16 protein-coding genes are annotated in these 25,207 nt (G+C 54.9%); 12 read left to right on the forward strand and 4 right to left on the reverse strand.

All coding sequences use genetic code 11. The features are described from left to right. Positions 1 to 85: 85 nt before the first annotated feature. The 11 genes from HG15A2_RS19840 to HG15A2_RS19910 all read left to right on the forward strand — a co-directional run bounded on the left by HG15A2_RS19840 (position 86) and on the right by HG15A2_RS19910 (position 17,156). Positions 86 to 1,705 (forward strand): sensor histidine kinase, encoded by a 1,620-nt coding sequence (locus HG15A2_RS19840; protein ID WP_145062593.1) that lies wholly within the window; start codon positions 86 to 88, stop codon positions 1,703 to 1,705. Between the two features lie 36 nt (positions 1,706 to 1,741). After that, the gene (locus tag HG15A2_RS19845; protein WP_218932119.1) at positions 1,742 to 2,767 is read left to right on the forward strand and encodes an alpha/beta hydrolase family esterase; all 1,026 of its coding nucleotides are present in this window, start codon (positions 1,742 to 1,744) and stop codon (positions 2,765 to 2,767) included. Between the two features lie 278 nt (positions 2,768 to 3,045). After that, a complete protein-coding gene (locus HG15A2_RS19850; protein WP_145062596.1) occupies positions 3,046 to 4,197 on the forward strand; it encodes a DUF1501 domain-containing protein in 1,152 nt (383 codons plus the stop codon). A 257-nt stretch (positions 4,198 to 4,454) separates the two neighbouring features. Continuing rightward, positions 4,455 to 5,093 carry a hypothetical protein gene (locus HG15A2_RS19855; RefSeq protein ID WP_218932120.1) on the forward strand — a complete coding sequence of 213 codons (639 nt, stop codon included), beginning with the start codon at positions 4,455 to 4,457 and terminating at the stop codon, positions 5,091 to 5,093. 195 nt (positions 5,094 to 5,288) lie between these two features. Next, the gene (locus tag HG15A2_RS19860; RefSeq protein WP_145062598.1) at positions 5,289 to 5,444 is read left to right on the forward strand and encodes a DUF5076 domain-containing protein; all 156 of its coding nucleotides are present in this window, start codon (positions 5,289 to 5,291) and stop codon (positions 5,442 to 5,444) included. 360 nt (positions 5,445 to 5,804) lie between these two features. Beyond that, positions 5,805 to 7,310 (forward strand): FMN-binding glutamate synthase family protein, encoded by a 1,506-nt coding sequence (locus HG15A2_RS19865; RefSeq protein WP_145062600.1) that lies wholly within the window; start codon positions 5,805 to 5,807, stop codon positions 7,308 to 7,310. Between the two features lie 552 nt (positions 7,311 to 7,862). Then, entirely contained in the window at positions 7,863 to 8,696 is an 834-nt protein-coding gene (locus HG15A2_RS19870) for a polysaccharide deacetylase family protein (RefSeq protein WP_145062602.1), read from the forward strand. 132 nt (positions 8,697 to 8,828) lie between these two features. Then, a complete protein-coding gene (locus HG15A2_RS19875) occupies positions 8,829 to 9,818 on the forward strand; it encodes a BtrH N-terminal domain-containing protein (protein ID WP_145062603.1) in 990 nt (329 codons plus the stop codon). Between the two features lie 261 nt (positions 9,819 to 10,079). Beyond that, positions 10,080 to 13,541: a tail fiber protein gene (locus HG15A2_RS24260; RefSeq protein ID WP_218932121.1), complete on the forward strand. Its 3,462-nt coding sequence runs from the start codon at positions 10,080 to 10,082 to the stop codon at positions 13,539 to 13,541. Between the two features lie 258 nt (positions 13,542 to 13,799). Beyond that, positions 13,800 to 15,764 (forward strand): glucosamine-6-phosphate deaminase, encoded by a 1,965-nt coding sequence (nagB, locus tag HG15A2_RS19905; RefSeq protein WP_145062605.1) that lies wholly within the window; start codon positions 13,800 to 13,802, stop codon positions 15,762 to 15,764. A 315-nt stretch (positions 15,765 to 16,079) separates the two neighbouring features. After that, positions 16,080 to 17,156: an adenylyltransferase/cytidyltransferase family protein gene (locus HG15A2_RS19910; protein WP_145062607.1), complete on the forward strand. Its 1,077-nt coding sequence runs from the start codon at positions 16,080 to 16,082 to the stop codon at positions 17,154 to 17,156. Positions 17,157 to 17,319: 163 nt separating this feature from the next. Here the strand turns inward: HG15A2_RS19910 and HG15A2_RS19915 are convergent, their stop codons facing one another. The 4 genes from HG15A2_RS19915 to HG15A2_RS19930 all read right to left on the reverse strand — a co-directional run bounded on the left by HG15A2_RS19915 (position 17,320) and on the right by HG15A2_RS19930 (position 23,430). After that, positions 17,320 to 18,033 (reverse strand): PEP-CTERM sorting domain-containing protein, encoded by a 714-nt coding sequence (locus HG15A2_RS19915; RefSeq protein ID WP_145062609.1) that lies wholly within the window; start codon positions 18,031 to 18,033, stop codon positions 17,320 to 17,322. Positions 18,034 to 18,266: 233 nt separating this feature from the next. Continuing rightward, positions 18,267 to 20,546 carry a dockerin type I domain-containing protein gene (locus HG15A2_RS19920; protein ID WP_145062611.1) on the reverse strand — a complete coding sequence of 760 codons (2,280 nt, stop codon included), beginning with the start codon at positions 20,544 to 20,546 and terminating at the stop codon, positions 18,267 to 18,269. Between the two features lie 54 nt (positions 20,547 to 20,600). Continuing rightward, positions 20,601 to 22,148 carry a PEP-CTERM sorting domain-containing protein gene (locus HG15A2_RS19925; protein WP_145062613.1) on the reverse strand — a complete coding sequence of 516 codons (1,548 nt, stop codon included), beginning with the start codon at positions 22,146 to 22,148 and terminating at the stop codon, positions 20,601 to 20,603. 76 nt (positions 22,149 to 22,224) lie between these two features. After that, the gene (locus HG15A2_RS19930; RefSeq protein ID WP_218932122.1) at positions 22,225 to 23,430 is read right to left on the reverse strand and encodes a PEP-CTERM sorting domain-containing protein; all 1,206 of its coding nucleotides are present in this window, start codon (positions 23,428 to 23,430) and stop codon (positions 22,225 to 22,227) included. 584 nt (positions 23,431 to 24,014) lie between these two features. Here HG15A2_RS19930 and HG15A2_RS19935 point away from each other — a divergent pair. Continuing rightward, a complete protein-coding gene (locus tag HG15A2_RS19935) occupies positions 24,015 to 25,202 on the forward strand; it encodes a DUF1559 domain-containing protein (RefSeq protein ID WP_145062617.1) in 1,188 nt (395 codons plus the stop codon). The last annotated feature ends 5 nt before the right edge of the window (positions 25,203 to 25,207 follow it).

The raw sequence follows: 25,207 nt of genomic DNA on the forward strand, positions 1-25,207 counted from the left end.
TAGCATATTTGATTATTGCGGGCGCTGGGCCTGTTAGCCGTTGCTTCGGCGGTCCGTGGAAGAGTAAAGCAACGCTCATAACAAAATGAAAACAATTCAGAACAAGACAATGGTGGGCGTCCAACAGAGGCAATGGAAGCATCTGTTCGCGCTAATCTCTGGCTTTGTTGCTGTTCTTGGGATGCTCGTCATCACCAGTTGGCATCTCGGCTGGACGACCGTCCTACAGATCAATCCGTCGCTTGTTCCGATGCAGTACAACACGGCTCTTGGGTTCTTGCTTGCAGGAGTTGCAACATTGCTGCTCGCTTACGGGAAGAAAAGCTGGGCTGTGGGCCTCTCGTATGCGTTTGGCCTCATCGGTTTCTTGACCCTGCTAGAATATGTGCTTGGCGTCTCCTTTGGCATCGACCAGTTTTTCATGGAGCACTACATCACGGTCGAAACCTCTCATCCAGGACGAATGGCCCCAAACACAGCTCTCTGCTTTGTTCTGACTGCGATTTCCCTAGTGGCTGCTGCATCTATGCGACAGCACAGTGCAACCACCGCCGTGACATCGTGCGTTATCTTCTCGCTTGCACTGGCAGCGATTGTTGGGTACGCGGGAGGCATTTCTGAGGCGTATGGCTGGGGTCATCTGACAAGCATGGCAATACATACGTCGGGAGCGTTCATTGTGCTGTCGATCACACTGTTTACCTGGTCCTGGACTCGTCAGCGGCAGTCTATTCCTCCGTGGCTTTCGTCCGTAGGTGGAATCATGGGAGTCGCGACGACATTGCTTATCTGGCAGGCGATTGCTTCGAGTGTCAGCTCAGTCACCTCTACGACAATATTACTCACCGGGATCTCTGCGACGGCTCTTCTTGCGGTTCTCATCGAAGCGTTATGTCGTCTCAGAGCGGCCAACGTTCATATTGAATTGGAGATTGCAGAACGCCAAGAGATTGAAGATATGTTGCAGAGACAAGCAGAGAAACTAACACGAGCCAATGAAGATCTCGAGCAGTTTGCTTACATAGCCTCTCACGACTTGAAATCGCCATTGCGGGCAATCGATAATTTAGCCAGTTGGATTGCCCAGGACGTGGGGGAAAGCTTGCCCCCGAAATCTCAAGAGCACCTGACCTTGATGCGAAGTCGCGTGGGACGTATGGAGGCTCTGCTGGGTGACTTGCTCGATTATGCGCGAGCCGGTCGAGACGCAGGCGTTGCGCAGGCGATTGATTTCGGAGAGCTCGTGCAGGACATCCTCGAAACGATCAACGTGCCCGCAGAGTTTCAGGTAGATTTCAACCCCGTCATGCCCACACTGCGAGCGCGAAAATCGGCTCTGCGACAAGTGATGATGAATCTCATCAGCAACGCTATCAAACATCACGATCGTCCGGACGGTCGCGTCACCATCACAGCCACAGAAGTCTCGCCCAACGACATCGAAATCATCGTGAGAGATGACGGGCCGGGGATTTCTGCGGAGTTCCACGAGCGCGCCTTCAAACCGTTTCAAACGTTGCAATCCCGCGACGAGATTGAAGGCACCGGTATGGGCCTGGCGATTGTGAAAAGGCTGATCCAGAACGAGGGAGGTAGCATCCAGCTCATCTCTCCTGCAGGCCAAGGAGCCCAGTTCCGCATACGCATGCCGAAAGAAATGCCGCTACCTGAGGAGCTTCCTGGGGTTGGATCGAAACAGGTGTGACAGCCTATCCCACAATCCGACTCCGCAGAGATTCTCGTGACAATCCCAGCCCGAAAGAGAAGCTACTTCGCATTGGCGCTGATCGGCGCAACACTCATCGCAACAGTCAGCATTGCTCAACGGCGTGCTCGCCGCGCGCAGCCTACCGGCAAGAGCGTCGCGATAACGCATGACGACCGTGAACGCGAATTCCGCATTCACGTGCCAGCCTCATGCAGCGAGCAACAGCCCGTCCCCCTAGTGCTATGCCTGCACGGTGGAGGTGGTAACTCCAGCCAGGGGTCCACCATGGGAATGACCGATGTGGCCGATCGGCATGGTTTCATCGCGGTGTATCCCAACGCGATTAATCACCATTGGAACGACGGACGCGAGTCTCCCAATTTTGCTGAGCACGACAAAACAATCGACGATGTCGCATTTCTCACAGCCATCGTCCGGCAAGTCCGAGAGGACTACGCCATCGACGCCAACCGGGTTTTCGCCACGGGTGTTTCCAATGGCGGGTTCATGACGCAGCGGCTGGCAATCGAGCGACCCGAGATATTCTCTGCCGCAGGAGTGATCATCGCATCGATGGGCGTGCCGCTGAAGGAAAAATTCAAACCTGAATTACCCGTGTCGATTCTCTACATGAACGGCACGGCCGACCCGCTGGTGCCCTACGACGGCGGACCGATCCGTGTCGATTTCTTTCCTCGCCTCAGAAAGGCGCGAGGAGAAAAGCTACCAGATCGCGGCAGTTGCATTCCTACCGACGAGGCGGTTGCTCTGTGGATCAAGCGTAACGGCATCACTGCGAAGCCTAAGGTTGGCGAACTCGCCGATAAGAACCCCGACGACGAGTGCACCACGGAGTTCAGCTTGTGGACCGGCGGCGAGCGCGGCACGACCGTGGCGCTTTACAAAGTGGTCGGCGGCGGCCACACCATCCCGGGAGCGAAGCGTAATTTCCCGAAAAGCTTAGTCGGCCCCACCAGTGGAGACTTTGACGGGTTCGAGACGGTCTGGAAGTTCTTCAACGAGCACGCACGGCTGCCTGAGAATGTCTCTGCCGAATGATGCATTGGATTCTCCCCCCGGGTAGCACCGACACTTGTTCCGCAAAAAGCGTTGCCACCTCTATCGCCTTGCCGGAAACGTGTCGGGTTCGCTTGCGACATGAGGCATCCTAGTTTCGTATTCTAGCCTCTAAGACCTCCTGTGCTGCGCACACCGCCACTTCTCCCTTGCATGACCACACGGATTGGTTAGGTGAATCAAAGGGAAAGTATCGGTGCTACCAAAAATTTCAAGCTGTGCACAACTTACAGACCTAGCACTCCAGCCAGAATGAAACCTTGCGACCCTATCACTTGGCACCGTTCCAGGTCTTCGCTCCGCTGATTGTGCAGCCACCTCTTTATCGCATCTGGCAGAAACACATGCGGGACCTTCCGGCAAGCTGTGCGCCCTTCGTAGTCGCAATTCTCTTGCTCGTGTGCGGCACATCGCAGGCCCATGAACAAGTTAGCTTCTCACGCGACATCAAACCACTACTCGCCAAACGCTGCTTCGCTTGCCACGGACCGGATCTCGCCGAAAGCGCCCTTGCGCTTCACGAGCGCGATCAGGCCCTCGCGATCACCGATTCGGGTGAAGCGGCTATCGTGTTGAGCAAACCAAACTCCAGCGAGCTCCTGCGGCGAGTTTCTTCCACAGCCGAAGACCTTCGCATGCCGCCCGAGGGCGATCCACTTACGCCACGCGAGGTCGATCTCCTAGAACAGTGGATTTCTCAAGGAGCAGACTATCAGTTGCACTGGACGTTCCTACCGCCCAAGAAATCTTCCTTCCCCAAGTTTCAAGACACTGGGCAAGACAGTTCTTGGGTAGCAAACCCGCTTGATGCCTTCATTCTTGCGAAGCTCGAGGCGAAGGGTTTACCCCCCTCGCCGCCGGCAGAAAAAGCAGTCCTTGCCCGCCGAGTTTACTACAACCTAATCGGCCTACCGCCGACGCTCCAGCAGATGCAAACCTTTCTCGACGATAAACGCCCCGGTGGCAACCACATCGACCACAACTGGGATGCCCACGGCGACTTGATCTATAATCACAGCCAAGATGTCAGCGAAACCGACCAGCCTATTGCCGCTTCGCTCAAAGACCTCCGCCAGCGCGGGCTGCTCGACAAAACCTTGGTGGTGCGGGGCGGCGAATTCGGTCGGCAACCGACCGCCGAATACGCCGAAGGCACCGGCCGCGACCACAACAGCTACGGCTTCACCATGTGGATGGCCGGCGGCGGTATCAAAGGCGGCACAACCGTCGGCAGCACCGACGAACTAGGCAGCCGCGCTGTGGAGCGCCCCACCACCGTCAAAGAGCTCCACGCCACAGTCCTCCAGCAAATGGGCCTCGATCCGAATCACCTCACGTATTTCTACAACGGGTTGGACCAGAAGCTCGTGGGCGTGGAGCCAGTCGAGCCTATTTGGGAGGTGGTTGGGTAGGTTTGGGCTCTTTGCTCTTTGACTGGGAAGTGGGAATAGCTGCCGTTTCGGACGTGCCTATCGAGCCAGGTGTGTACCCCTACTCGACAGCTTATGAATCGTCGTTCGTGCAAGTCGGTGCCCGCGCCGGGGGTCCTTGCACGATGCCTCGGTACCAATTTGCGTTGACCACTTCGCGTCGATTACACTCTAGAGAACTCCAAACTGCAATCAGGTTGACGGAGTTTTCCACCACTCTACTTAGGGAATCGTATCTAATGAAATTCACAGTAGCCCTACTGGTCTTAACTCTCGCAGTTCTCTTGCAGCCAGACTGTTCCGCTGCGGGGACCTATCTCAATCAATCGAATATCACTGTCGCAGTTGGACCTGGCACCTCCCCGGGAAGTTTTAACAATACTTTCGCCAACGGACAGACTATCGAGAAAGTGATAGACGCGCCCACGGCGACCGCGGAAGAAACTCATAACCAAGCAACTCACATCTGGTTCACAGCGGACAACGTGGGAGGCGGGCTCGAACTTGTTTTCGACTTCGGAATTGCCTACGACGTTGGCACGCTTCATTTTTGGAATTACACTGACGATTTCTATGATGTCGACAACATCGATTTCACCTTCTTTGGCCTCCTCGGCCAGCAAGTAGGCACGCTGTCTGTGCAACCCGACTTAGGCTCACCCGGCGGAATCGCCGCCCAAGACATTGCACTGGCCGCACCACTAAACATTAAGTCCGTGACTGCATTTCTTACGGGTGACAATAGGCAGGTTGATTTCCAAAACATAGGCTTCACCGCAGAAGTATCGCAGATTCCAGAGCCGACGGTTCTTGCTATGGTCCTAATCGCCGCGGCAGTAGGCGTTTTCAGACCACGTCGGCGATTCTTCTTGGGCTGAGCCTTGCCCTACGCCTTGCCGGCGTTGTTCGGTAGCGATTCTCGGTAGCACTCCAACAAATGGGCCTCGACCCCGAACCACCTGACGTACTTCTATGACGGGTTGGATCAAAGGCTCGTGAGTGCTGAACCGGTAGAGCCGAATTGGGAAGTGATTGGGTAGTGGTGAAGAACTCGAACTTTAGGATCAAACAACATGCGTGAGTTACCGATACCTGAAGGCGTCAATCAAGACGATGATGCCACGGAGCTCTTGCGATTCTGGCTGGCAAACGGCAAGCCGAACGTGACGCTCTTGCTCGGAATGTACGAAGACGCTGTTGAATGTGATGTCGACGAATTGTGGGCATGAGGAAATATCCTGAGTGACATTGCTCAGCATATCGCCAATGGTCTCGAAGAAAGTCACGCCTGGGACTTCAATCAGTCGGTGCAAAGTCTTGTTTCTCACTTCAACTCAGCAATGGCAAAGCGGGCACCTGGCTCGGAAGGCAACTATCCAGACGATGCCTAGCTACGGCAACAAGTGCAACTTGCGGCAGCCACCACAATCCCACCGACCCACCCCACCGGCACAATCAGCCGCACCAAACGCTCTATTCGGCCGCCCCATCCAGCCCCCCATGTTGCCAAAAAGCTACAGTTCTCTGAGTGCTGGTGCGCTCAGAATGAATGGACTTGGGTTTTGATGCACTCTGGAAAGGGCAGCAGCATGTGGTGGACTCTTGGATTAATCGTGGCGGTAGTCGCAGTGTGGGCGTTGCATGATATTGTGCAGAAGAAGCACAGCATCTTGCATAACTTTCCCGTCGTCGGGCACTTCCGCTATTGGCTCGAACATATCGGGCCAGAGCTGCGTCAATACATCGTCACGAGCGACAACGAGGAGCGTCCCTTCAGCCGCGCACAGCGCCGTTGGGTGTACGCCTCTTCCAAAAGTGAGAACAACTACTTTGGCTTTGGCACGAGCGTCGATCTCGAAGAGCATCCCAACCATGTGATTATCAAGCACAGTCCTTTTCCGCTGAACGATCCTCACCCGGGCGATGCGAACTTTGACGCCAGCTACTCGATTCCCTCGCAAAAAGTACTCGGTGAGTATCGAGGACGTCGCCACGCATTCAAACCCGAGTCGTTGGTTAACATCTCAGGCATGAGCTTTGGCGCCCTCAGTGGCCCCGCCATCGAAGCAATCAATCGTGGTTGTGAACTGGCGGGCGCGTTGCACAACACCGGCGAAGGGGGCGTCTCTCCCCATCACCAGCATGGCGGCGATCTCATGTGGCAAATCGGCACGGGCTACTTTGGTTGTCGCGAGAAAGATGGAACCTTCTCTCTCGAACGCCTCATGGAAGTCGTCGAGAAAAACCCCGTGCGTGCGCTAGAAATAAAGCTTAGCCAAGGTGCCAAACCGGGCGTCGGCGGCATGTTGCCTGCGGAGAAAATTACACCTGAAATTGCCGCGATACGTGGCATTCCGATGGGTAAAGATTGCCTGAGCCCCTCATCGCATCGCGAGTTCGACAGCGTCGATAGCATGCTCGATTTCGTTGAACTCCTAGCCCAAGCCACCGGATTGCCGGTGGGCATCAAGAGCGCGATCGGAAACATGGACTTTTGGAGCGATCTAGCATCCCAAATGGCGACGACCAATCGAGGCGTCGATTTCATTACCATCGACGGTGGCGAGGGCGGCACCGGCGCAGCACCGCGCGTGTTCTCCGATCACGTTGCCCTGCCCTTCAAGCATGGCATGAGCCGAGTCTATCGCGAGTTTGTCGCCCAAGACCTGCAAGACCACGTCACGTTCATCGGCTCGGGCAAACTCGGTTTCCCCGAGCAAGCACTGTTGGCGTTTGGTATGGGTTGCGACATGATTTCCGTAGCGCGCGAAGCAATGCTTTCGATCGGCTGCATCCAGGCCCAACGTTGTCACACCGGCTTTTGTCCTGCTGGAGTCGCCACCCAAAACAAGTGGCTCATGGCTGGTCTCGATCCGACTCTCAAAGCGGCGCGCCTGGCGAACTACTTGGTCTCGCTACGCAAAGAGCTCTTGCGCCTGTGCCGCGCGTGCGGAGTAAGCCACCCCGCCTATATGACGCTCGATCACTTTGAGTTGCTGGGTAAGGGCATGGCTACCCAACCCGCCGCCGATGCGTTCGGCTACGACAAAACGGTCACCCAGGCTGCGACTCTCTACGAGGGTATAGTTAGGTAAGTCTTCTCGGTAGGTGTTTCTCCGAACCGAGAATTTGTCTAGCTGAGTTCTAGAATGGGCAAGCTCCCTGTTTCTACAACGAGCTAGATCAAACGCAGGTGGCCGCGAAGCCGATTCGGAAAGCAATTGAATAGCGGAGAATCCATCGTTTGCTTCTTCAGAAGATGAAGCCGTCTTAGTTTCGGTGCTGCTCTCCTAGTTGGAAGACATGGATATCGCAATCTGTTCGCGGACGACACAATCTTGTGTTGGTGTGCCCTAACAAAGCGAGTCGCTTCCGTTCGATTTTTGCCTTTGCAATTTCACGTAGGTGAATCAGACTGTTGGGGACATGATCGCCAGAATCTCACTCGAGTCCCCTAAGGAACCGGCTACAATAACGTCAGGGTGTTCGTTGAAGATAGGTCGTCTAACAACATCAAGCCCTTTCGGCCTGGTCGTCCTGAGGTAGATCGCTCAATCGGCGAAAAGGCCGCCCATTCTATTCCGAGTTAAACGGTCACCTGCCCACAATGTGTAACAACCTACTGAAATCAGTAAGGATCCTCTGAAATGCGAAACCAGACTCTGACGCTGCTCTGCATCTTACTTCTTGCCTGTAGTCACGTATTCGCACAAGGTGTTGATGCGGCTAGTGGTTCAAAAAAAGAAAGCCACTTTACCTGGCCGGATGGCGCCGTGGCTGCAGTTTGTTTGACCTACGACGATGGACTGGATTGTCACTTAGATCTTGCTGCCCCAGATTTAGAATCACACGGGTTTCGCGGGACCTTTTATTGTCATGGAGCTTCCGGATCTTTAGCCAAACGAACGGATGAATGGCGGGCATTGGCCAAACGTGGCCATGAATTGGGGAATCACTCGCTTTTCCATCCCTGCATGGGTGTCGAAGGCAATGGGAAGAAGAGAGAGTGGATCGTTCCAGAATATGCGATGGAAAACTATACCGTTCGTCGAATGAAAGATGAATTGTGGGTGGCGAATACGCTTCTAAGAGCGGTGGACGGGAAAAAGGAACGCACCTACGGCTATACCTGTTCCGAAAGTGATGCCGGCGGGAAAAGCTTTATCCCTGAAGTAAAAAAGCTCTTCCCAGGCGCGCGGGGTGTTGGTCCTGTGCCTAACAGCATGGCAGAGTTTGATTGTTACTACACACCCAGCTTCATGGTCATCGATCATCCTGCGGCTGATCTAATCGCGCAAGCCGAGGAAGCAGCAAGAAATGGCACCGTGGCAACGCTCATGTTTCATAGCGTTGGCGGCGGACACCTTAACGTTTCGAAGGAAGCACACCGCGAATTCTTGGGCTACCTGAAGAGGAACAGGGCTCGGTTCTACGTGGCCCCCTTCGTAGACGTAATCAACTGGGTTCAGAAATCACGATGAGAATCGTGGACCAGTAATTCTCAAGATCCCCACATAATCCTGCGTTAGAAGCTCTGCTTGACGTCAGGAATTCAGCTTCGATACGATCCACCGATACCTTCTATCCATTAGTTATTCACCTAGTGCGATCAGATGAAGTTAGCCCATTTCGACCCATTTGTAGGCCAGCACTGCGAAACGACGGCCGCTGGTTGCCTGCTTCGGCATCTTGGGATTGAGCTGACCGAACCGATGCTCTTTGGTCTCGGCGAGGGACTGGGGTTCATCTATTGGAACATGAAGACGATGGACTTCCCGTTCATTGGCGGCCGCGTCAAACCCGACTTGCTAACCGAGAACCTTTGCCGGAACCTGAATCTGACTCGAACCATCCAAGAAACCGTGTCAGTCAAGAAAGCGTGGGAGAATGCGGCTCGCTTGATTGATGCAGGCATTCCCGTCGGGCTGAAGCTCGATTGCTTTCATCTTGATTACTTCTCATCAAAAATCCATTTCGCGGGGCACTATGTCGCCATGTACGGCTACGACGAGGAGTTCGCGTACTTAGTCGATACCGATCAACAGGGTGGGAAGGTCAAGACTTTTCTCCAGAATTTGGCATTGGCCCGCAGCGAAAAGGGCCCCATGTCGTCTAGGAATCTGTCGTACTCGATTTCCTGCGATGGCGAGCGACCAGATTTGAGAGAGATCCTCAAGACAGCGATCCACAACAATGCAAAGGATTACCTAAGACCACCGATCACGAACATTGGGTACAAGGGTATCCTGAAGACAAGTCGCGAAATCAAGAAATGGTTTGAGACTAGCAAGGATCGCAAGCGAGACTTTCAAACCACAGCAACGCTCATGGAACGCGCCGGCACGGGAGGAGCACTTTTCCGCAACCTTTACCGGGATTTTCTGTTAGAGGCTTACGAGTTGACTTCGCAGTCCGAACTCAAGGATGCTTCCCACGCATTTGACCAAATCGCAACACTATGGACGAGCGTGGCAGACCATTTTCACGAGGCGGGAGAAACTTCCGACGTGAAACACATCAACGACGCGGCGGAAGTTTTGGTCGAGCTCTCTGTGAGGGAGAAGATCGCGATGGAAGACTTGCTGCGTGCGACCGCGAAATAACATTGAGCAGTGGACGATAGTTGAAATGCTCCCGAGCCGACCCCGACGCGACGGGATCCCCCAGAGGCGAATCGCGACTATCTGCCAACAATTAACCGCTAGTGGCTATCCGCAAACTCATTGGCTATAATCTCCCCAAATGCCGATCGGGGAGGTCGGCATCGATTCCAAGTGGTGTCTCCCACGCTGGTTCTCGTGAAGCTTCGCTAGAAGCGCCAGGCTAGTGACTTGAATTCTCATTTCCGTGAAGGATTTCAGTGTATGAACACTTCTCGTCGCCCATCGTTTCTCTCGCGTTGCGGCAGTTCAACTTTGCATCTGAACCAGCGCCCTGGCAATCGCAGGCAACTGCGATTTGAATCGCTCGAAGACCGCCGTCTGTTGGCGGCACTCACGGTCAGCAGTTTGGACGACACGCTCGACGGCGGCAGTCTGCGCGAGGCAATCAACGTCGCCAACGGCAATGGCGAGGCGGATACGATTGAATTCTCGCTCTCCGGCACGATCAACCTGGGCTCGCAGCTGCCGACGATCACCACGGACATGAACATCGTGGGGCCCGGCGCAGAATTGCTTACGATCGACGCCGGAAACGGCACCGATGGCCTCTTCGCCACGGGCGATGGCTTTCGCATTTTCTCGATCGATAGCCTGACGCCCATTCAAGTCGAGATCAGCGATCTCACACTCACCGGCGGAGACATCGGCACACCGATTTCAGGCTCCACCGCAGGGGGAGCAATACTAAATCACGAGAATCTGCTTCTCGATCGCGTCAACCTGGTTGCGAATGCTGCGAGTTCCGTCGGCGGCGGCATCAGAAATGTGGGCGATCTCGTCGTCAGGCAGAGTACCTTCTCGGGAAATACGGCACTCACTGGGGGCGGACTTTCCAATCTATCCCTTACTTCTAGCGTCGGCACTGCGACCATCGTCGATAGTACCCTCTCTGGGAATTCAGCAACAGGTACGGTTGTCTTTGCCGGTGGTGGTGGCATCTACAACAACAGTAGCGCGGCCGTAACTATCACCGGCAGTACCTTGTCGGGGAATTCAGCGACCACTCGCGGCGGCGGTATCTTTAATCGGGGCACGGCGACACTCACCGGCTCGATTGTCGCCAACAGCACAGCGAACGAGGAAGTCGATTCCACACTGGGCACGCTCACCGGTTCCCACAATCTCGTCGAAGACGGCAGCGACGGACTCGCCGACACCATCACCGGCGACCCGCTGCTTGGCCCACTAGCCAACAACGGCGGACCCACTCAAACTCACGCACTCCTGCCGGACAGTCCGGCGATTGATGCGATTGCGCTGACGGCGCCGGTGCATAGCTACGAACTCAACGGCACGTATGCCGACTCGTTTGGCGGACCCGATTTGGTTCCCCTCGGCGGTACGCTGGTCGGCTCGGGGTATGAATTTGAAAATAACGAAGGTTTGACCCTATTGTCGGCTAGCAACGACCCGGGAGAGTACACAATCGAGTTGGAGTTTTCTTACGTTGCATATGACCAGGGCAATCCCTACCAAAAAATTATCGATTTCAAGGATCGCGGCTCTGACAACGGCCTGTATGCCCTTAACGACACGTTGGTGTTTTACGAGAGCGGACAAGTCGCTGTGTCGGGAAGTGTTTTCACGGCCAATACGCTGCATAACCTCGTTTTCTCCCGTGACGCGGTAACTGACGAGATTGCCGCCTACGTGGACGGGACGCTGTTGTGGACTTATGTCGACTCAAGCGACCAGTCAGTGTTCAGTGGCCCCGACCAGATCATGCGGTTCTTCGAGAATGAATCAGGGCCTAGTGAATCTGAAGCCGGTTTTGTCGAACGCATTCGTATCTTTGACGAGGTATTATCGCCCGAAGAGGTCGCCCTGCTGGGAACATCTTTCGACCAACGCGGCGCACCCTACGCGCGTGAAGTTGGCGCAGGCCGGGACGTCGGTGCCTACGAAGCCCAAGTCGCCCCATCGGCTGATTTCGACAACGATCTCAAGGTCGACGGGTTCGACTTTCTTACCTGGCAAATCGGCTTCGGCATGGCGGACGCTTCGCGCGCCGACGGCAACGCCGACGACGATACGGATGTCGATGCCAGCGACCTAGCTGCTTGGCAATTAACCTACGGGCAAGACTTCAACGGCCCCACCGGCACTGCGGGCGGTTGCCAGGCGCACAACAACGTGCAGGCTTCGCTAGGTCTCAACTACTTGATCGCCACGCAAGGCACCTTTCCCAGTGGCGCTTTTGCCCCTAACGGCGTGCCCTACATCGGCGAGGTTGCGCTGTTTGCTGGTGATTTTGAGCCGAATGGGTGGAAGTTTGCCGATGGCGAAATTTTGCCGATCTCTCAACACCAAGCTTTGTTTAGCCTTCTAGGAACCACCTACGGCGGCGATGGTGAAACAACCTTTGGACTGCCCGACTTGCGCGGTCGCACCGCCATGGGTGAAGGAACTGGACCGGGGTTAACTCCCCGCTCACTGGGGCAGAAGCTCGGCACAGAGACTGTTACACTCACCACGTCGCAACTTCCTACCCATAGCCACTCCGCGATAGGCGGCACTGTCGACACGACCCAAGTGGGCAACGGTGCAGCGCACAACAATGTGCAACCTTCGCTCGGGTTGAACTATGTCATCACAGCGCAAGGTAGCTTCCCAAGTCAGAGCGGCGGAGGTGCGTTTCACAACGGGTACTACGGTGCGATTTCGGTCTATGCTGGCTTTGAATATGCTACCGATGGCCCCCACTTGAATGGACAGTTGGTCCCCACCAGTCAGAATTCGGCCTTGTTTAGCCTCCTGGGAACTACCTACGGGGGCGATGGGAGAACCACTTTCGCGCTGCCCGACTTGCGTGGTCGTATAGCGGTGCATGAGGGGAACGGAAATAACTTAGGAAGTCGCGCCGGTGTCGAAACCGTTGCCCTGGCAACCAATCAAATGCCCGCCCACACACACACATCGCCTGGTCCCGATGACTTCACAGGTAGCACGGGCAGCGGCCAGGCGCATGAGAATCGGCAGCCCTACCTAACCGTGAATTATGTGATCAATCTCCAGGGAGACTTTCCTTCAGAAAGCGGGGGGTTTGGCACTAGTAGCCTTGGCGCTATTGTACCCTTCGCTGGCAACTTTGCTCCTCAGGGGTCCGCATTCTTGGACGGTCAGTTGCTTTCCATCGCTCAGCACCAGTCACTCTTTAGTCTCCTCGGAACCACCTACGGTGGCGATGGCGAAATCACCTTTGCACTGCCCGATCTGCGCGGGCGCACACCCGTTGGTTTTGGGCAGGGAGCAGGGCTCACCAATCGCTCTCTGGGCGAGGAATTTGGGGCGAGTACTCATACGCTTACTCAGAGCCAGATCCCAATCCATCAGCACGCTCTGGATGGTAGCTCAGCTGCGGTTGCACTAGCTCCGACTCTCACGCTCCTCCCCAGTTCCACCAGTACAAACCTCTCGCTAGCGTATTCGCCTCTTTTGGCGGACGCACTGTTTGGTGAAGACGCAGATGCAACTGAGGAGCAACTTGCGGTCCAACCACCAACCGCAGAAGCCATTCATACAGCCGGCGGCGAAACCGACAAGCGCAGCTCAACGACATTCGACTTCGCGGAGCTTGATGCGGTTGGTTCCGGTCTTGAAGGTGATGAAGCTCAGCAAGAACCTTGGCTCGCGGACGAATTGTTAGAACGTGTATTCGGCTAATCGATTGGATAGGGCTCCCCCTGATCTGACATGCGTAGGCAGTCGCGTGCGCCGTCTAGTGGGTTCAATCCAACTATCAACGCCTTTCAGATCGGATCAGCTCGTCGCAACTTCCAACGAATCGTTCCACAGACCACTCCGATTGCGCAAAAACGGCATTTTCTCTGCCAATTCCCAGGCGAAATGTCGCTCCGACTTTACTACAATGGACAGCTTCATTTGTGATAGAATCTTGCCCTCGCGAGGAAAAACCGTTCGATGAGTACCGCTGAAAGTTCCGCCGCCCCGATCACCAATTCCCACGGCATGGAAGTCGAAAAGATTCCTAGCCACGTTTTTCAGAACGCCAAAAATGCCAGTACCTATGTCGCCGGGCAAATCGCAGACCTAATTCGGCAACGCAGCGATGCCGGCGAAAACTGCGTCCTGGGGCTCGCGACGGGCAGCACGCCGGTTTCCGTATACGATGAACTGGTCCGCCTGCACGAAGAGGAAGGCCTTTCGTTTCAGAATGTCGTGACCTTCAATCTCGACGAATACTTCCCAATGGACTCCGATGCGCTACAAAGCTACGTGCGTTTCATGCAGGAACATCTGTTCGATCGCGTCGATATCAAGCCAGAGAACGTCCACATCCCCGATGGCACCATCGACGAAGCCGAGGTTGCCAATTACTGTCGCGACTACGAGCAAGCCATTACCAGTGCCGGCGGAATCGACATTCAAATCCTCGGCATTGGTCGCACCGGGCACATCGGTTTCAACGAGCCGGGCTCAGGGCGTGAAAGTCGTACGCGTTTGATCACGCTCGACATCGTCACACGTCGTGACGCTGCCAGCGACTTCTTTGGCGAAGAGTACGTGCCGAGTCGCGCCATTACGATGGGCGTCGGCACGATTCTCGAAGCGAAGCAGATTTACTTGCTCGCCTTTGGCGAAGGAAAAGCACCCGTCGTCGCGGCCGCCATCGAAGGGGAGATTTCTAAGTCCATCGCTGCCAGTTTCCTCCAGGATCACGCCAACGCGAAAATCATTCTCGACGACGCAGCCGCCGAGCAACTCACGCGATTCCGTTGCCCGTGGGTGTTGGGCTCGTGCGATTGGAACGAACCGCTCATTCGCAAAGCCGTGCTCTGGCTCTCGCAGCATTTGCAGAAACCCATCCTCAAGCTCACCGTCGAAGACTACAACGAGGAGGGCCTCCAAGACTTGCTCGCTCAGTACGGCAGTGCCTACGACATCAACCTCAAAGTGTTCCGCCATCTGCAAAGCACGATCACCGGTTGGCCCGGTGGCAAGCCAGAGCATGCTCGCCAGCCGGGCGATCGTCCACAGAATCATGAAGACATCTTCCCGAAACGTATCATCGTGTTTTCGCCCCACCCGGACGACGATGTGATCTCCATGGGCGGGACCCTCGGGCGACTTGCCGATCAGGGGCACGAAGTGCATATCGCGTATCAAACCTCGGGCAATATCGCAGTGTTCGACCACGACGTGCGAGAGCAGGCCGAATTGATTGCGGACTTCAACAATGCGTTTGAGCTCCCCAACGAACAAACGAGCGCCCTGCTCAGTGGCATGCAGGAAGCGCTTGAGAACAAGCTCCCTGGTGAGGTCGATAGTGAAGCGGTGCAAAGGGTCAAAGGACTCATCCGCCGCGGTGAAGCCCGCGCCGGAGCTCGTGTGTGTGGCGTACCGGCCGACAAGTTGCACTTCATGGACATGCCGTTTTATGAAACGGGGCGCGTGCGCAAGAAGCCGCTCGGCGAAGACGATATCGCACTCACGGTCAAATTGCTGCAGCAAATCAAGCCGCATCAGATTTATGCCGCCGGCGACCTTTCCGACCCGCACGGTACGCATCGCACCTGCTTGAAAGCTATTTTGGAGGCTTGCCAAGAGGTGCAGGAAGAATCTTGGTACGAAGTGTGCGACGTGTGGCTCTATCGCGGTGCCTGGCAAGAATGGAGCCCGCATCAAATCGAAATGTCGGTGCCGCTTAGCCCGAACGAAATGCTCCGCAAGCGAAACGCGATCTTCAAGCACGAGTCGCAAAAAGACCGCGCCCTGTTCCCCGGACCCGACCCGCGAGAGTTTTGGCAACGGGCCGAAGATCGCAACCATAAGACGGCCCAAGTCTACGATGCGCTCGGCCTGGCAGAGTACGAAGCGATCGAAGGCTTCGTACGTTGGAAGGGCGATGTGCTGAACCTGCTTTAATCGCGTCGGGTCCGCTGTGCGGACCATCGGATGGCATGGCGGACCACCAAATAGCATGGTCCCGCGAAGTGTTTCGCTGATTCCAGCATCGCTAGTCCATTTCTGCCAGAGCAGCCTAGTTTAGTGTTACGCCTCCAGAGTCTGGGGGGGAGGCGTAGCGCGCCGGCTACTTTGCGTAGCGTCTCGCTGCTGCGAACTAGAAAACGCATGAGTCAGCAGCCGCGTTCCGTCCGCCCGCACGGCGGACCCTACCCTAGAAAGCCCGCTGTGGTCGGCTCGGGGACGTTCCCCGCATGCCATGCTATAATGGCTAGTATGAAAAAAGTCTTTGTTTCAGGTTGCTACGATATTCTCCACGCGGGGCACGTGCAGTTCTTCACGGAGGCTCGTGCGCTGGGCGACCACTTGACCGTGTCGTTTGCTTCAACCGAGGTCCTCTGGAGTCACAAGCACCGCCGCTCTTCGCTACCAGACGAACACAAGAAAGCTCTCCTGGAGAGCATGACGGTCGTCGATCACGTAGTCGTGGGGAACGGCAAGGTACTCGGCCTGGACTTTCTCGATCACTTCAAGGCCATCCGTCCCGATGTGCTGGCTGTGACGAGCGACGACAATTACGAAACTGAAAAGCGAAGACTCTGCGAAGAGACCGGCGCTGAGTATCGCGTTCTCGCGAAGTCTCCGCCGCAATTCGAGCCGATCTCTACGACCGAAATTGTACGCTTCATCCGCGCCCCCTCAGAAGCGCCGCTGCGAATCGATTTTGCTGGCGGCTGGCTTGATGTGCCGAAGCACTCCCGCGAAGACGGCTACGTGGTGAACTGCGCGATCTCGCCAGCGGTCACCTTGAAGGAATGGCCCTACGAGCGATGTTCCGGACTCGGCGGCAGCGGGGCCTGGGCGATGCTCAATGGTAGCGATGGTGTGGCCGCTGAACTCAACCTGGGCGTCGGCTGGCAGGACCCAGCTGTGATTTTCGAGACGGGTCTCTGCGTATGGAGAAGCGGCCAGCGCCCTTCGTTGGAATTGAAACGCGACGGGCAGATGCTCGCCGGCCGGTTGGCTATTTTCTGGACCGGCAAACCCCACGATACGCCGGGTCTCACCGATACCAAACGCGACTACCAGCTGATCCACACCGCCAGTGAGATTGCTCGCGATGCTGTGATCAAGAACGATATCACGTTACTGGGCAAAGCGGTTCAGCACTCCTACCGGGCCCAGCTCGACGAGGGCATGGCTGAGCTCCCCGCGGTCGATGGCGCACTCGCCCGCAAGTACTGCGGCGGAGGTTGGGGCGGCTACGCGGCCTATCTTTTTGAAGACCCCAGTGCCCGCGACGCGTTCCTCAAGAACAAAAACAGCTCGGCAGTTGAGCCTTATCTGCGCTAAAGCATGCGACCGATCCGCTCGCTCTTTCCCAAGCCGACACGAGTAAGCCAGCGGCTCGTGGTCTTGGGAACGTCGCCAGCACAACACTATCAGCGCAAGAAAAATGGCTGGCTACGCGAGGTGCGTAACCAGCCATTTCGTTTGTCTACTAAAGTGACTCGATCTATCGCTTACGCGAAACAACCAAACCAGTCATACCGAGCAAGAACAGCGCGATGCTGGTCGGCTCAGGGACCATCTGAAAAGTTCCGGTTGGGAATGGCGGGGTCGAAGTGGCATTGGTTCCGTCATCGGTGCCAACATTGTTGTCGTCACCGTCCCAGGCGTCAGCACCGGAATAGTAGAAATCGGCAGCGTCGAATACGCCGCCATTGGGTCCAACGCCATCGTTGCGATAAGCCCAACCGTCTAAGCTATCCCAAGCCTCTCCGGTACCATCGGTATTGATATCGCCGAAGGTGTCGATCACGGACTCGGAACCGGTGAACAAACCTGTTGCGTCGAAAAACAGCTCAATTGCATCGTCGCCGTTGTGGTTCACAGCGCCACCGGGTGCAACAAAGTCAGGTGCGAAACCAAACCACTGAGTAAAGTCACCATCGGCAGCATTTGCGACATAGTAGAAATCGCCAGCGGAAAGAGAACCGGCCGGTAGTGTGGCTTCAACGCCATCGGTGCCGTCACCATTGTTTGCGGAGCCAATACCGTACAGACTCAAGTCTGCGATGTCGGCGGTCGCGTATAGCTCGACACCTTTAGGGTCACCGCCTGGTAGCGGCCCATCATAGACCCCGGAGATAAGTAAGCTCGCGTTCGCTTGGCTCGCAGCCAGCAACACGACGCCGCATAAGGCGGCAGTAAGGTTTCGAAGACTCATTAGGTCCCTCCTCAAAAGAAAAAAACAACTACGAATGGTCTATCCAACACCGACAAACCGTTGCCGGTGCTTACAATTTTCCGCCCATCTTGCTGAGGAAAACCTGCCCCAGCGACTGACTCCAGTGTAATCGATCCTTGTGAATATTTGGAGAATCCGACCCCGATTATCGCGAAATTCCTGGCGATCTGCGGAATATACCTACTTGCTGGCCCATCCTTGGAGGTTGGCCGCTAGTGGCTTGACCGCAAACGTCTTCCAGAGCAACCGGATGCCAGAATCGCCGTAAGTCCAAACAGCACAAGCGTTGAAGGTTCTGGCACGCTCTGCACGCTAGTCGCCTGAACGTCGCCGTACTGCAGTTGCCAAATGTCCAGATCGAGCCCATCGACCGTGCCATCGCCGTTGGCGTCTCCCTGGGCGAGGGTTGCTCCCGCCTCCAGGCCCTGTTGCCAGATGAGGAAGTCCTCTCCATCAACCATGTTGTCGCCATTGAAGTCTGCGTCGTCGGCACCCACGATAATCGTAATGCCGCTCACTTCGATGTTGTCGAAGGCGAACGCTTCCTCTTGACCGTTAGTGCCCGCCAACAGCGACAGCGTAAGAACATCACCATCGGCTCCCAAAGCGGAAGTGAGGGTCTGGAATACATTGGTGAGTTGAAGGAGGTCACCACTGTTATTTTCCATGCTGAGTGGATCGTCAAGCATTTTGACTGCACCGCTAGCGAGCGTGTAGACAGCGTCATCAACCGCTTCGTCCACTGAGGAAGTAAATAGGGCCTGTTCTGGACCACCATCGATCGAATAAGTGAAATTGAAGAAATCACTGCTCTCCTCAAAATCGCCCATCGCCGCAAAGTCGATCGAAACACTTAAGCCGGTAGCGCCTGCGATGTCGAATTCCCACGTGGCACTGGCGGTACCAGAAGGGTTATCGTTGTTCACGGTGTCCGAGATACCAAACCAACCATCGGTCTTGATTGCCGCATCGACAATACCTCGTGCGTCGTTGGAGATACCAGCATTGGTCTCATCGACCAACTGAAAGGGAATCGTGCTACTGACGCCAACTTGATACTCTTCAAATCCACTAGCAGGGCTTGTGAACGCCCCCGGCAGTGGACTCTGCACGAAGCTGATCAACCCCATCGGGTTATCGAAATCGTCTTTCGCCAAGAACGGCACCGAGTTGACCTGCCCCACGGTGAAGCTCACCGGAATGTTCACCAGCGCGTTGGCCGCGCCCTGGCTAGAAGTCGTGACGGTAATCACGCCGCTCTTGGTGCCGGTCATCGAGGTATCGAGCCCAATGCTGTGCGAGTTGGCACCCGCTAACGCAAAGCCGGTCCCCGAAGCGCTGCCAAACAAATCGCCCGAGACGCTGATCGAGTAGTCGAGCTCATCCGCGCCAGCGGCAGCTACGACATTCGCAACATTCTGCACCAGCACGTCCACGTTAATCGTCGCCCCTTGGGGCACGTTGCCTGGCATCGAAGCTAGTTGCGCACCTAACACTGCCGGCAATTGGTAGTCTGCCACCACGGGCAGGTGATCGCTAAAATCGTGCAGTGCATCCAACACGCTGGCTGATTGCGAACGACCGACGTAGGTGTTGTTGATCGCTTGGTTGTAGGAGACCCCGTCGTTACCGAACGCAGCGTAGGAATGGGCTAGGCCCGAGAGCCCCGTAGAAGTGGGACCAATGTAACTGAGCCCTTCGCCATCGAGTAAATTATCCGAAACGAGCTGCAAATCGAAACGGTCGTCGAGTCCGCCGGTCGCCCCGCTATCACCCTGGCTAGCGATTCGTGTAGATTGCGTATGGTGAATCGACTCCGACGCTGTATTCGGCCAACTCGGCAAGTCGAGCGGGTCGTTACTCGTTACAAGGAGATTCGTGTAGCCCTGCTCGTGGCTGCCGAAATTGAAATCGCCGGTAAACACGAAATTCGCGCCGGCTCCAAGGGTCAGAGCATCATCGCTCAGAGACTGCCCTTCCGCGGCACGGATCGAACTCCCACCACTCGACGAGAAATGCGACGAGTAAACATAGAATTCGGTGCTTGGATCCGTGTAGCCGATGGGCTGAAATTGGCCGCGGAGTGTAGGACGCGGCCCGGCGGTCGAGATTTCGCTCTGTCCAAGAAAGGAGACCGAAGCGCTATCATAAACAAAGCCCAGCCGATCAGCAAAATCGCTGCTGATTACGGGCTCATAAGTACTCACGCCATAAATGCTGTTGAGCAATCCAGCCATTCGTTCTGCGGTATTGGACGTGCCGAGTCGAGACTGTTCTTGAAAAGTGACGACATCAACCCGTTTGGAAAAGCCATTGGCCAGCGTATTTCCGATAGCGGAGAAGATGGTGCTGAAGTTGCTGTCGTCGGTCACGTTCTGTGGATTATTCAGTGTGTTATACGAAACGATCCGCAGCTGGGCCTGTGCCCCGAGCGAACTCGTCGAGAGCGCGATCGCCGTCAGAAGTCGGAGGAAAAGCTGGCCTGATGGCATAAGTTTATAACGCGGTATGGCGTGAAGTGGTGGTTAATCGACACTCTCAAACGCTTAGCAAATCTTCCGACGCAGACCCAATCCGATGAGCCCTGCTCCCAGCAATGACAGCGCACTTGGCTCGGGCACAACGCCAGCAGCAGCACCCCCGCCAGTTGTGCCGTACTCTGCTTCCCATGCTGAGATCAGCGAAGGGTCGTCCCATTGAATGAGTAGAAAGTCCTCGCCATCGATCATTCCGTCCTCGTTGAGGTCGGGGTCGTCGATCGGGGCGATCACCTCGAAGTCGATATCCAATATCACCAAATTGTTCTCCGCAGACTGGCTGTCACTTGCAATCGTGATCGTGCCGGACTTCAAGCCAACACTGCTGGTATCGAGTTGCAATTGATGCATATTCCCTCCGCCCAGGGCGAGGTCCATGTCCGCGACACTACTGCCAAGTAAATCGCCAGTAAAATTAATTGTGTAGTCGAGTTCGTCCGCTCCGAGCGAGGCAACGACGTTTGCGACATTCTCTACGAAGACGTCCAACAAAAACTCCTCATCGAGGGCAATTGTTGCCGGGATGGTTGTCGCGATTGCCGCGTCCATGACTGCGGGCAATTGATAATCTGCTACAACGGGTAGGTGATCACTAAAGCTGTATAGGGCATTCAGCACACTCGCTGGCTGCGACCGACCCAAGATAGTGTTATTGATGCGGGTGTTGTAAGAGACTCCATCATTGCCGAACGCTTGGTAAGAATGCTCCAATGAACCAAGCCCTGTCGAAGTTGGTCCCAAATAGCTAAGTCCCTCCCCATCGAGCAAGTTGTTCGAAACAAGCTGCAAGTCAAACCGATCGTCCATTCCGCCAGAAGCACCACCGTCGCTCAGATTTGACGTGCGAGTCGATTGGGTCATGTGCTCCGCTATCGAAGAATTCGGCCATGAGGACAGATCGATCGGGTCGTTCGCTGTAACCTCGAGGTTCTCGTAGCCATCTTCACTGCTGCTGCCAAAGTTGAAGTCGCCCGAAAAGATAAAGTTGGCGTTGGTGCCGAGAGCGGCGGCATCGTTACTCACACGCAACCCCTCAGTCGTACGAGTGCTGATATCTGAGCCACTACTCCCCGCTTTGAAATGCGAGGAATAGAGATAGAGGTCTGCCGAGGAGTCAGTATATCCGACCGGACGAAACTGGCCGCGGAAAGTTGGTCTCGGCCCACCGGCAAACACATTGGTGGTGTTAATCAATTCGACAGTTGACGAATCGTAGACTATCCCCACGCGATCAGTCCCAAAGGCGTATAGTGAGGCTTCGTAGGAACTTACTCCGTATTCTGTGTTCAGCAAGTTGGCCATCTCTTGCGCCGTGGAAGTACCGCTTAAGCCTCGCTGCTCTTGCAAGGCTAATAGATCCACGCGTTTAGCGATTCCATTGATGCTCTTGTTGCCTATCGCAGTAAAGATGGTGCTAAACAGCGTCCCCTCCAAACTATCGATTGGTTTGTCGAGCGTGTTATAGTTAACAACGCGAAGCTGCGCGTGAGCCATCAGCGAGGTCGTCAAAACGATGGTCGCCACAAGCGAACGAATAGTGATATTTACCAACGCCATGGAAACCAAACATAAAACTGGCCATGCCGCTAGAGCGGCATGGCCAAAGATGAACGTAACTCGCCGCTTCGGGTATTCAGCTAGCTTTGCGACGCATTCCCATCGCAACCAGCCCTAGGCCCAACATGACCAGCGTGCTTGGTTCAGGCACAGCACCCACCGAGGCACTGCTGCTACCAGCGGTGCCGTACTGAGCTTGAAAATCGGCAATCGTGATCCCAGCTGCCGAAGGGTCACCGTTTTGAATCAACAGTAAGTCGGCGCCATCGACGAGTCCGCTGTTGTTCACGTCAGCGTTGTTGCCACCACCAACATCACCTTCAATGAGCAGGTTGTCGAACACAAAGACTTCGCCACTACCGTTGTTGGCTGCAGAAAATTCCAGAGTAAGCGTAGATCCTGAACCGGTGATTCCAGCTGCATAGGTTGTCAACTGGTTGGTTAAGTCAGTTGTGCCATTGATCTGCAACGGGTCTTTGAATAATTCGAACTCGTCGTTGGTAAACGTGCCGAATGAGTTCATTTCTTGGTAGGTTCTTAGACCAGTCGTGTCATCAAGACCATCTTGAGGATCGACATCACTTGAAGAATAGGTGATCGCATCCCCGCCATTATCGAACGGGCCATTAGTAGAGAGTTCATCCCAAATCGCCGAGTTGAAAAAGCCATTAGCCGCGCCGGGGTACGTATCGCCACTTTCCATAGTAACCGTGTAGGTTACACCTTCGTTGGCAGTAATATCAAAGAGCGTCTGTGGATTTCCGCCATCAATCGTTGCGGTGAACACGAATGAATCAGCTAGTTCAAAGTCGCCGATGGAGGCCATGTCCAATGATAGCGACAAGTTGGAAAAACCGCTGATATCGTATACCCAAGTCGCAGTACCGGTACCTCCGATATTATTTCCATTCTCCAAATCCGCGATACCGAAAACGTTGTCCGTCTTGCCCGTGAAAAGGATGCCTTCACTGTCACCAACAAAAGTACCGGCTGAATCATCGGCAAAGTCGAAATTGACACCGCGGTTGGTGATTCCAAAGACATCAAAGCGACTACCCGAGAAAGAGCCAGCAACATCCGCACCGTTTGAGTCCAGTATGATATTGGCCGAGTTGTCTGGCGTGATGACACGTGAGGTGAAGTCACCGTTAGGTGTGCCGCTAAAGATGCCGTCACCACCGACGAAACCGAAGTCGTCGAAGCCAACTTGAACGGCCGAACTTACATTAGCTGTTGCGAACAGCAGGGCTACTGCCAATGCTGCGATTGAATAACGAGACATTAAGGTCTCTCCCATTCTGGTTCCTAGAGAAATAAACTGACGGACATCGCCATTAAACTAGCGACATAACTCATTCCAAACATTAAGGTCGAACCACGAGTCACAGACCTATTAAGCGGCAAAGTGAGATACTAATCCATTGTATCAACCCAAAACAAATAATACCCGCTAAGCCCCCCCAGAATATCCGAAAAGTGAGAAGGTATCATGTAGACTGTCCATTTTGCAGGCATCCACCATTTCCAAAGCCACGTGGACAGATTATTTCAGTACCGTTGTTCAGTTAGTTTTTGCTAAGTATATTCGAATTTCAGGCTTTACGTGTAAAGTCCTGCAATTACGGAGAGCGTTTCTCCTGATTGAAGATCGTCTCGATATTCGATTTTGAAACCGTTACTGCATTTCGCAGAACGGACAACAACTAGGTGATTCCCGCAGCGTGTGCCAATTCTTTATAAAAACCGGCTATAGTGGGTAAGATCAAATCAGATACTCCAGTATCATTTTGCACTAGCAAGAAGCTGTGCTACCCGTTCATTGTGGAGAGCCAAAGCCTCCACGGCTGTGTTAAACCGGAGCAGGTCATGACCAGAGAAAAATCCATCAAAGAGACAACTGCAGGCTTCACCCTTGTTGAGCTTCTTGTCGTCATCGCCATCATTGGCGTGCTGGTCGGCTTGCTGCTTCCAGCCGTACAAGCGGCGCGCGAGGCCGCTCGTCGTTCGCAGTGTGTGAACAACCTCAAGCAAATGGGGCTCGCAGCCGCAAACTACGAAAGCGCCCACGGAGTCTTTCCTCCCGGTCGACTTATCCCCGACTGGTCTACCAACGGCACCGAGAAATCCCTCGGCTATACGAATTACGAGTCGGTGCCCGCAAATGCGAGCACTAAAACTGGTTTCTACTCGGTGCATATTTGGTTGTTGCCATTCATGGAAGCTGGCAATGTCTATAATCTTATCAATTTCGACATTGCTCAGGTCAAACGAATGACCACCAACGGAACGCCTACAAATCCGAATTACGACGCCTACGCAACGGCCCAAGGTCTCTTTATCTGCCCGAGCGACGGGAACACCGAACGTATTATCTCGGAGAATAACTACCGCTGCAACTTCGGAGGTTCAACACCTGGTGCCGGAGGGCGGGGCGGGAAGACCTCTCGTACCGGAGCGTACGGCGAACAAGATGGCGATGTCTGGAATGTTGGCGGCAATGGAGCATTCACCATCGGAAAGAAAGGCCTAGCTGCGAAGCGATTCACCGATGGCCTGTCAAACACCGCATTCTTTTCAGAACGCACGAAAGGTTCGGGTGGGCCCCAGCAAGGGAGAACTGCCATTGGCGACATGGTCCGCTGCCCCAAATATGATTTCGATCCCACCGAATCATTTGCTGAAATCTATGACAAGGCCGACCAATATTCAGGGAAAATTGAGAGCTTCATATTTAGTTGGGCCGGGAGATGGGCCACCAGTGGCGATTCTGCCGACTGGTCGAACGGCTGGCCCTTTGCTGGCTATGACAGCACGCAATACAACCATGTGGCGCCCCCGAACTGGAGGGGCCAGGATTGCGGTGCCAGCTTCATACCCGATACACCTCAAGAACACGCCATTATTGCCCCACGAAGCCAGCACCCTGGCAGCGTGGTAACGGCCTTCGGTGATGGTCACACGGACATCATCAACGATAGTATCGACCTCTTGGTCTGGCGAGCAATTGGCACGCGTGAAGCAGAGCAAGGCGAGCCTGTGAGTATCGATTACTAATCGTC

Source organism: Adhaeretor mobilis (genome assembly GCF_007741515.1).
In the GTDB taxonomy this organism is placed as follows: domain Bacteria; phylum Planctomycetota; class Planctomycetia; order Pirellulales; family Lacipirellulaceae; genus Adhaeretor; species Adhaeretor mobilis.